Origin of the sequence: uncultured Campylobacter sp. (assembly GCF_938018145.1) — a bacterium.
GTDB lineage: Bacteria > Campylobacterota > Campylobacteria > Campylobacterales > Campylobacteraceae > Campylobacter_A.
In genome coordinates this window covers 1-7,136 of sequence record NZ_CALIII010000344.1, presented here as the reverse complement: position 1 = coordinate 7,136, position 7,136 = coordinate 1, and the positions used below count along the sequence as shown (strand labels likewise).

8 protein-coding genes are annotated in these 7,136 nt (G+C 48.4%); 4 read left to right on the top strand and 4 right to left on the bottom strand.

Annotated features, from left to right (window positions below; genetic code table 11):
• A partial coding sequence (locus tag Q0338_RS07975; RefSeq protein ID WP_298086290.1) for an NAD(P)/FAD-dependent oxidoreductase occupies nucleotides 1-435 on the top strand: 435 nt, incomplete at its 5' end.
• A gap of 60 nt (nucleotides 436-495) precedes the next feature.
• On the opposite strand, the gene Q0338_RS07970 is transcribed toward Q0338_RS07975, so the two are convergent.
• Nucleotides 496-1,236, bottom strand: a complete 741-nt coding sequence (locus tag Q0338_RS07970; protein WP_298086289.1) for a tetratricopeptide repeat protein — start codon at nucleotides 1,234-1,236, stop codon at nucleotides 496-498.
• A 92-nt stretch (nucleotides 1,237-1,328) separates the two neighbouring features.
• On the opposite strand from Q0338_RS07970, the gene Q0338_RS07965 reads away from it, so the two are divergent.
• The gene (locus Q0338_RS07965) at nucleotides 1,329-2,540 is read left to right on the top strand and encodes a saccharopine dehydrogenase family protein (protein ID WP_298086288.1); all 1,212 of its coding nucleotides are present in this window, start codon (nucleotides 1,329-1,331) and stop codon (nucleotides 2,538-2,540) included.
• 320 nt (nucleotides 2,541-2,860) lie between these two features.
• On the opposite strand, the gene Q0338_RS07960 is transcribed toward Q0338_RS07965, so the two are convergent.
• The 3 genes from Q0338_RS07960 to Q0338_RS07950 form a co-directional block, all read right to left on the bottom strand.
• Nucleotides 2,861-3,583, bottom strand: a complete 723-nt coding sequence (locus tag Q0338_RS07960) for an alpha/beta hydrolase-fold protein (RefSeq protein ID WP_298086287.1) — start codon at nucleotides 3,581-3,583, stop codon at nucleotides 2,861-2,863.
• A gap of 29 nt (nucleotides 3,584-3,612) precedes the next feature.
• The gene (locus Q0338_RS07955; RefSeq protein ID WP_298086286.1) at nucleotides 3,613-4,098 is read right to left on the bottom strand and encodes a molybdate transport repressor; all 486 of its coding nucleotides are present in this window, start codon (nucleotides 4,096-4,098) and stop codon (nucleotides 3,613-3,615) included.
• Between the two features lie 130 nt (nucleotides 4,099-4,228).
• Nucleotides 4,229-4,774, bottom strand: a complete 546-nt coding sequence (locus Q0338_RS07950; RefSeq protein ID WP_298086285.1) for a YceI family protein — start codon at nucleotides 4,772-4,774, stop codon at nucleotides 4,229-4,231.
• A 413-nt stretch (nucleotides 4,775-5,187) separates the two neighbouring features.
• Between Q0338_RS07950 and Q0338_RS07945 the strand changes: the two genes are divergently transcribed.
• Nucleotides 5,188-6,084, top strand: coding sequence for an HlyD family secretion protein (locus tag Q0338_RS07945; RefSeq protein WP_298086284.1), 897 nt, complete (start codon nucleotides 5,188-5,190; stop codon nucleotides 6,082-6,084).
• The coding region (locus Q0338_RS07940; protein WP_298086283.1) for an ABC transporter ATP-binding protein at nucleotides 6,081-7,136 on the top strand (1,056 nt) is incomplete at its 3' end. The genes Q0338_RS07945 and Q0338_RS07940, both read left to right, overlap by 4 nt.

Genomic DNA, 7,136 nt, shown 5'->3' with positions numbered 1-7,136 from the left:
GCTTCGCTTTTTTGGCAAAAGGGCTTGATCGCGATAAATTTTTGCCCAAATTTTAGCATCGAAACCGCGCAAAAAAGCAAAAAACAGCTCAGCACCGTCCTGCCGCTACCTAGGCGATTTACGCTCGAGTTTTTGCGCGCGGCAGGGCTTAGCGACAAACCTTACGGCGAGTACAAAGCGGATGAGGCGGCAAAAATCTCGCGGCTATTTGCGTACGAATTTGCGCCTGCGGGCACGTTTGGCTTCGAGCGAGCCGAAGTCACCAAAGGCGGCGTAGATACAGACGCGCTAGATGCAAACTGCGGCTACAACAGCACTCACGGGCTTTACTTTATCGGCGAGGTTTTAAACGTAACGGGGATGCTCGGCGGGTACAACCTGCATTTTGCGTTTGCCTGTGCGGCAAATTTGGCAAAGCGGTTAAACGCCAAGTAGCGACGACTTAGTCAAATTTGAGCCGTAAATTTGGCCCGCCTCAAGATCTAATCGCCAAATTTACAACTCTTTTATCTTTGCTTCCACCTCTGCTTTTAGGCTTTTTGCATGTTTATCATTACTTTTTTCTAAAATTTTATTCGCGATTTTAAGGGCTTTTTCGTAGTTTTGCAGCGCTTCCGTTTTATTGCCAAGCCCCGCCAGATCGCCCGCCATCAGCGCATAGTACTTCGCGCGTAGCAAATTTACGCCGTCTGCGCCAAAAACCTCTTCGCAAATCCTAAACGCGACGGCGTGTTTTACGTATGCGCCGTTAAAATCGCCCGTTTTATAGAGCGTATCGCCTAGCCCCGCGTAGCAGCTCATGAGATCCTTTTGCATATTCTCGCCGCCAAGCTCATAGTATCTGATCGCCGCGCCGAAATTTACTATCGCCTCATCGTATCTCCCAAGTGCTGACTGCGCACTAGCTACGCCGTGATAAGGCTTTCCTAGCGCTTTGTGCTCTTTGCCCAGACCTTTTTGCAAAATTTTTAGCGAACGCTCATAGGCCTCAAGCGCCTTTTGCGGCTCGTTTGCTAGCATAAAAAACGCGCCTGCGTTATTTAGCGCCATTATAGTGTTTTCATGCTCTTCGCCGTACTGAGCCAGGCAAATTTGAGCGGCTTTTTCGCCCGCTATCGACATAGCCGTGGCATCGCGATCAGGCTTTATAAACTCATCTATGCTGTGCTGCATCGCCTCCTCGCAGCTCATCCCAAACAGCCAAATCGGAAGCAGAAAAATTAAAATTTTACGCATAAAATTCCTTTAAAATTTCGCGCTATTGTAACGATTAAAAGCAAATTTTATATAAGCTTTGGATAAAATCACTAAAATTTAAAGGAGCCAAAATGTCAAATATCTTAATCATAGGCGCGGGCGGCGTGAGCCAAGTCGCGACCGTAAAATGCGCGATGAACGCGGACGTTTTTACAAAAATCACCCTTGCAAGCCGCACCAAAAGCAAGTGCGACGCGATCGCTAAATTTATCAAAGACCGCCTAGGCGTGCAAATTGGTACCGCCCAGATCGACGCGGACGACACCGATGCGGTCGTAAATTTAATCAAAAAAACGGGCGCCGATTTGCTTTTAAATGTGGCGCTGCCGTACCAGGACCTAACGCTGATGGACGCGTGCTCTCGCGCCGGCATCCCATACATCGACACCGCAAACTACGAGCACCCCGACACCGCCAAATTTGAATACAAGCTGCAGTGGGCAAAGGACGGCGAGTTTAAAGCCGCAAACACGATGGCGCTGCTGGGAAGCGGCTTTGATCCGGGCGTGACGAACGTATTTTGCGCCTACGCACAGCAAAATCTCTTTGACGAGATCCACGAGATCGACATCCTAGACTGCAACGCAGGCGATCACGGATATCCGTTTGCGACGAATTTCAACCCAGAAATCAACCTGCGCGAAGTGAGCGCAAAAGGCCGCTACTGGGAGCGCGGCGAGTGGAAAGAGACCGAGCCGATGGAAATAATGTTCAAATGGGACTACCCGAAAGTCGGCGTCAAAGACAGCTACCTGCTCTATCACGAGGAGCTGGAAAGCCTTGTGAAAAACATCAAAGGGCTGAAGAGAATCCGCTTTTTCATGACATTCGGGCAGAGCTACCTCACGCACATGAAATGCCTAGAAAACGTCGGCATGCTACGCATCGACGAGGTCGAGCACAACGGCGTAAAGATCGTGCCGATCCAATTTCTAAAGACGCTTTTGCCTGATCCTGCGTCGCTAGGCCCTCGCACGAAGGGTAAAACCAATATCGGCTGCGTGATACGCGGTTTAAAAGACGGCAAAGAGCGCCAGGTCTATATCTACAACGTCTGCGATCACGAGGCTTGCTACGCCGAGACGGGCGCGCAGGCCGTGAGCTACACGACGGGCGTGCCTGCGATGATCGGCTCGATGATGGTCGCAAAAGGCATTTGGAGCGGCAAAGGCGTCTTTAATATGGAAAATTTCGACGCTAAGCCTTTCATGGACGAGCTAAATAAACAGGGCTTGCCGTGGGAGATTATCGAAATGAAACCGGGCGAGAGGTATGAAGTTTAGTTTTTAGGATTGTCTTTTTCCGCTATACTTTGTTAAATTTTACCTTGCTTCACTGCGACGGGACATACAGCCCGCCTCATTCGCAAGGTAAAATTTGCCGCGTCTAGCGAAAAAATCCTGCACCTAAATTTTTATAACTTTCGTTGCTTTTGTCAGCAGTTGCGACCACAATCCATCTAGCGATACTTTGCCTTATTATAGTGTGTTCAAATTTCTAATTTAAATTTAACTCCGTCCGTTAGCAAATTTAGCTCGCCATCTTAACTTCTGTTGCGGCTAAATTTTTCAAATTCGACGGCGATTTTGCGGCATATTTAGAGTTAAATTTTACCGCCGACTAACCACGTTAGCGCCTTTACTGTGCGGCTTATCTCGTCTGTGTAGTGATTGCCGGGATTTAGCTCAAATTTGCTTCCGACGCCCAAACTCTCAAAATGCGCGGCAATCTCGCGCGTGGCCTCTAGAGCCGTTTTTAGGTATTCGTTTTTGCTCATACTCTCGCGGTCGCCGATCGAGAGATACGCACGCTCCGGCTTGCCCGCAAGATGCGAGCCTAGCGCAAACTCGCGAAAATCCTTATACCAAAGCGAACCCGAAACGCTAGCGACGCGCGTAAACATAGGCGTTTTATAAAGCGAATAAAGCGCGAAAAGCCCGCCTAGCGAGTATCCAGCGATCCCGAGCCACGCCGCATCGCCCGTTTTTGCCAACACGGCAGGCGCGATCTGCTGCGTTAGAGTTTGCAGGTATTCATCCGCCCCGCCCTCAAAAGGCGGCTCCTTCTTAAAAAGAGCAGGCATCGGCCAGGGCGTCATTTCGGAGTTCCACTCCAGTCCGCTCACTGCCGCAAGCATGAGATTTACGCCGCCAAGCTCACTTAAAGCTCGCGCGATCTCGTCCACTTCGTTGGCAAACGCATTATAAAATACTATCGGCGCGCCTGCGTTTTGCAAACCGCCATCATCCGCCTTTAGCATCAAATTTTGCGCTCCTATACGGTAGATTGTGACCCTTTTACGGGCTATTTCAAATTCCTCTTTCACCATGGATCCTTTTTGCGTTCGCGCAAATTTTACTTTTTCTTATTTTCGCTTTTTTGCGCGTTTAGCGCCTCAAATTTCTGCTTTAAAATTTTAAAAACTTCGTGCTTTGAAAGCTCGTATTTGTCGTATATCACGGCATCGTCGTCGCCGATAGGCTGCATGAGGCCATCAGCCGCGTCGCGGTCTAGCCTGCCCCTTTTAAATCTCACGTTTAAAACGTCGATTTTGCGTTTGGCGTCTACCATGCGAACGCCGATCTCTTCGATATCTTTAAAGTAAAATTTAGTGTTTTTGCCGCCCTTTTGCACTAAAAATCCGTCGTCATCGATGCTTAGAAAGCTAACCTGAAATATCTTTTTCACGCAAAAAACGGCGCAGATCACGGCAACGACCATCGTAAAAATGCCGGTCCCGCCTATGCCGTAATAAAAATACCCCGCGCACCCCGCCGCAAACAGCGCAATAGCCAAAAATAGCGCGCTTACCGCCCCTTTTTTATTTTCTTTCGTCGTCATTTTTTCGCCTTAATTAAATTTTACGGCTCATTATATCTTAAGTTATCGATTTTTCGGCATTACGGAATAAAAAATAATAATAAAGTAGAAAATTCGGCGCAAGCAGATCTTTAAGCGCCGAATTTAAGGATTATTTTATTTTAGCTTCGAGTGAGATTTCTACATCCGGATAGCTTTTGCCACCATGAAAAGGCTTGGCTGAAGCGGCGTATTTTTCAAATGTCTCATTGAGTTTCAAATCAGCCAACAAATCAATGCCGATTTTAGCCTTTAGTTTACCATCTTCCACCGTATACTGCGTTTTGTAAGACTTTGAGTTTCCTTTTACGCTAACTTCGACTTCAGCTTCGCCCGCTTTTTCGTCGCCGCTTACGGATACAATTTTAGCCATTATTGCGTTGCTGTCAAAGATCATACCGATACGTTTGTCGCGATCGGGCAACTTTGTATCGATATTTTTAGGATCGATGTTAAACTCAAAGGTTTTTAGAAAATCGGCAAAATTTGCGTTTTCCGCGCTTTTAAAGCCAAGATCTTTAAACGTACCCTCGACGGCTGTTTTGTTAGCTAACTTATAACCAACGAATTTGACGCTAGGGTTGCCATCTACACTAAAAGCAAATGCCGAAGCAGCCAAAATAGATGTGACAAGCGCACCTGAAATAATTTTTTTCATACACTCTCCTTAAGATTAAGATTAATAACTAATATCATTAGAACGGGAATTATATAACCCCTATCTTCAAAGAATGCTTAAATTGGATATTTTTTATCCTTTTTTATTAGTAATACCGTTTTTGCAGTACTTACATAACACATCTAAGAAATTTAAAGCGCAAAAAATACTATAATCGCCGCACTAATTTGCTCCAAATTTAAATTACTCTTTCCTAAAAAGAGATAAAAAACCGCCACTTCTACCGCACTATCCGAAGCCTACACGCCGAAAATATTTCCTTTTCGAATACCGCGCAACGTCTTAAAATGTAGCCAAATTTAACCAAAGCGGAGTATAATGCTAATGAAATAGCGGCTTTAAGGAGGCGAAATGGGTTTAAATTTGAGCAAATTTTACGCGTTTTTTGCCTTTTGGACGAAAAGGGAAGCGCATTTTTTAACGGCTACGTCGAGGGAGATTATCTTTACGTGGCGCCTAGCGTTAGCGGACGGATCGTAAATTTGAGCGTCAAAGAGGGCGTCGTCGTCCAAAAAGGCGAGCCGCTTTTTGCGCTTGAGAGCGCCGAAGCGCTAGCAAATTTAGACGCCGCAAAGGCTAACGTAGACGCGCTAGAGGCCGAGCTAGCCGACCTTAGCACGGGCAAGCGCCCCGAGGAGATCGAGCGCATAGATGCCGAGCTAAAACAAGCAAAGGCCGCGCTTTGGATCGCGGAGGCCAACTACGAGCGCGCGAAGTCGCTGCTGGCCAAACATGCCGTTTCGCAAAAAGAATTTGACGCCGCAAAGGCGGAATTTGACCGCGCAAACGCCCTAGTTAGCGAGCTAAACGCCGCGCTAAAAGTCGCAAATTTGCCCGCTAGAAGCGAACAAATAACGAGCCTAAAAGCAAAAATACAAGCAGCCAAAGCTAACGAGCGCGCCGCGCAGTGGAGGCTAGAGCAAACCGCCGTCCTAGCGCCAAAATCCGGACTAGTCGAAGATATATTTTATAAAACTGGCGAGTTCGTCCAAAGCTCGCAGCCAGTGCTATCTCTGCTACCGCCAGGCGAGGTAAAGATCAGATTTTTCGTGCCCGCAGGCGCGCTGCCTAGCCTGCGCGAGGGGCAAAAAGCGCGCATTAGCTGCGAAGGGTGCACGGACTTTAGCGCTCGCATAGTAAAAATCGCGTCCGCTCCCGAGTACGCTCCGCCCGTCATCTACAACCAAACCTCGCAAAGCACGCTGGTGTATCTAGTCGAGGCCGTGCCCGAAAACAACGCAACCGCCCTGCACCCGTCGCTACCGATAAAAGCGAGGCTAGAGCCGTGAACGCGCAAAATATCGCCGCTCAAATTCGGCGTTTAAATTTGGACGAAATTTCGCCGGGGCAAAATTTAAACGCACACAGTAGCAAAATTTACGGCACAAATAAATCTCCGTCGCAGGCTGAAAGAAAATCAAATTTGAGCGGATCAAATTTAGAAAACGAGATCAAGGCCAAATTTAGCCTTCATGAAAATTCGCGCGTAAAAATTGGCAACGCAAATTTGCCCTCAAATTTGACAAACGCAGCAAATTTAACCGCAAGCCAAAGCTCAAATTTGACTCCAAATTTGAGCCCGAAACAGCAGAGTGGCGACTACGCCATCGACGTTAGAGGCCTCACCAAAAAATTCGGCAAAAAGATCATCACGGACGGCGTCGACATCAGGGTCAAAAAGGGCAGCGTGTGCGGATTTTTAGGACCAAACGGTAGCGGCAAGACGACCACGATACGCATGCTTTGCGGCCTTTTAAAACCAGACGGCGGTAGCGGCAGCTGTCTGGGGTATGATTTCCGCAGCCAAAGCGAAGCCATACGCCTAAAAACGGGCTATATGACGCAAAAATTCGGCTGGTACGACGACCTTAGCGTGAGGGAAAATTTGGAATTTATCGCTAGGCTTTTTGCGGTCAAAAAACAAAAAGCCGCCGTAAATCAAATCCTAGACCGCCTAGACCTAGCCCCGCGTCAAAACCACCTAGCAGGCAGTTTATCTGGCGGCTGGAAACAGCGGCTAGCGCTTGCGATGTGCCTCGTGCACGGCCCGGAGCTGCTTTTGCTCGACGAGCCCACGGCAGGCGTAGATCCAAAGGCTAGGCGCGAGTTTTGGGATATCATCCACGAGCTAGCCCAGGGCGGCATCACCGTGCTAGTCTCCACGCACTACATGGACGAGGCCGAGCGCTGCCACGAGCTCATCTACATCGCCTACGGCAAGATCCTAGCCCGCGGCACGCAATCAGACATCATCGCCGGCTACGATCTAAACGTCTGGCAGCTAAGCGGAGATAGAGCGGGCGAAGCGGCGTCGCTGCTAGCCTCAAACGCCGCGCTTAGC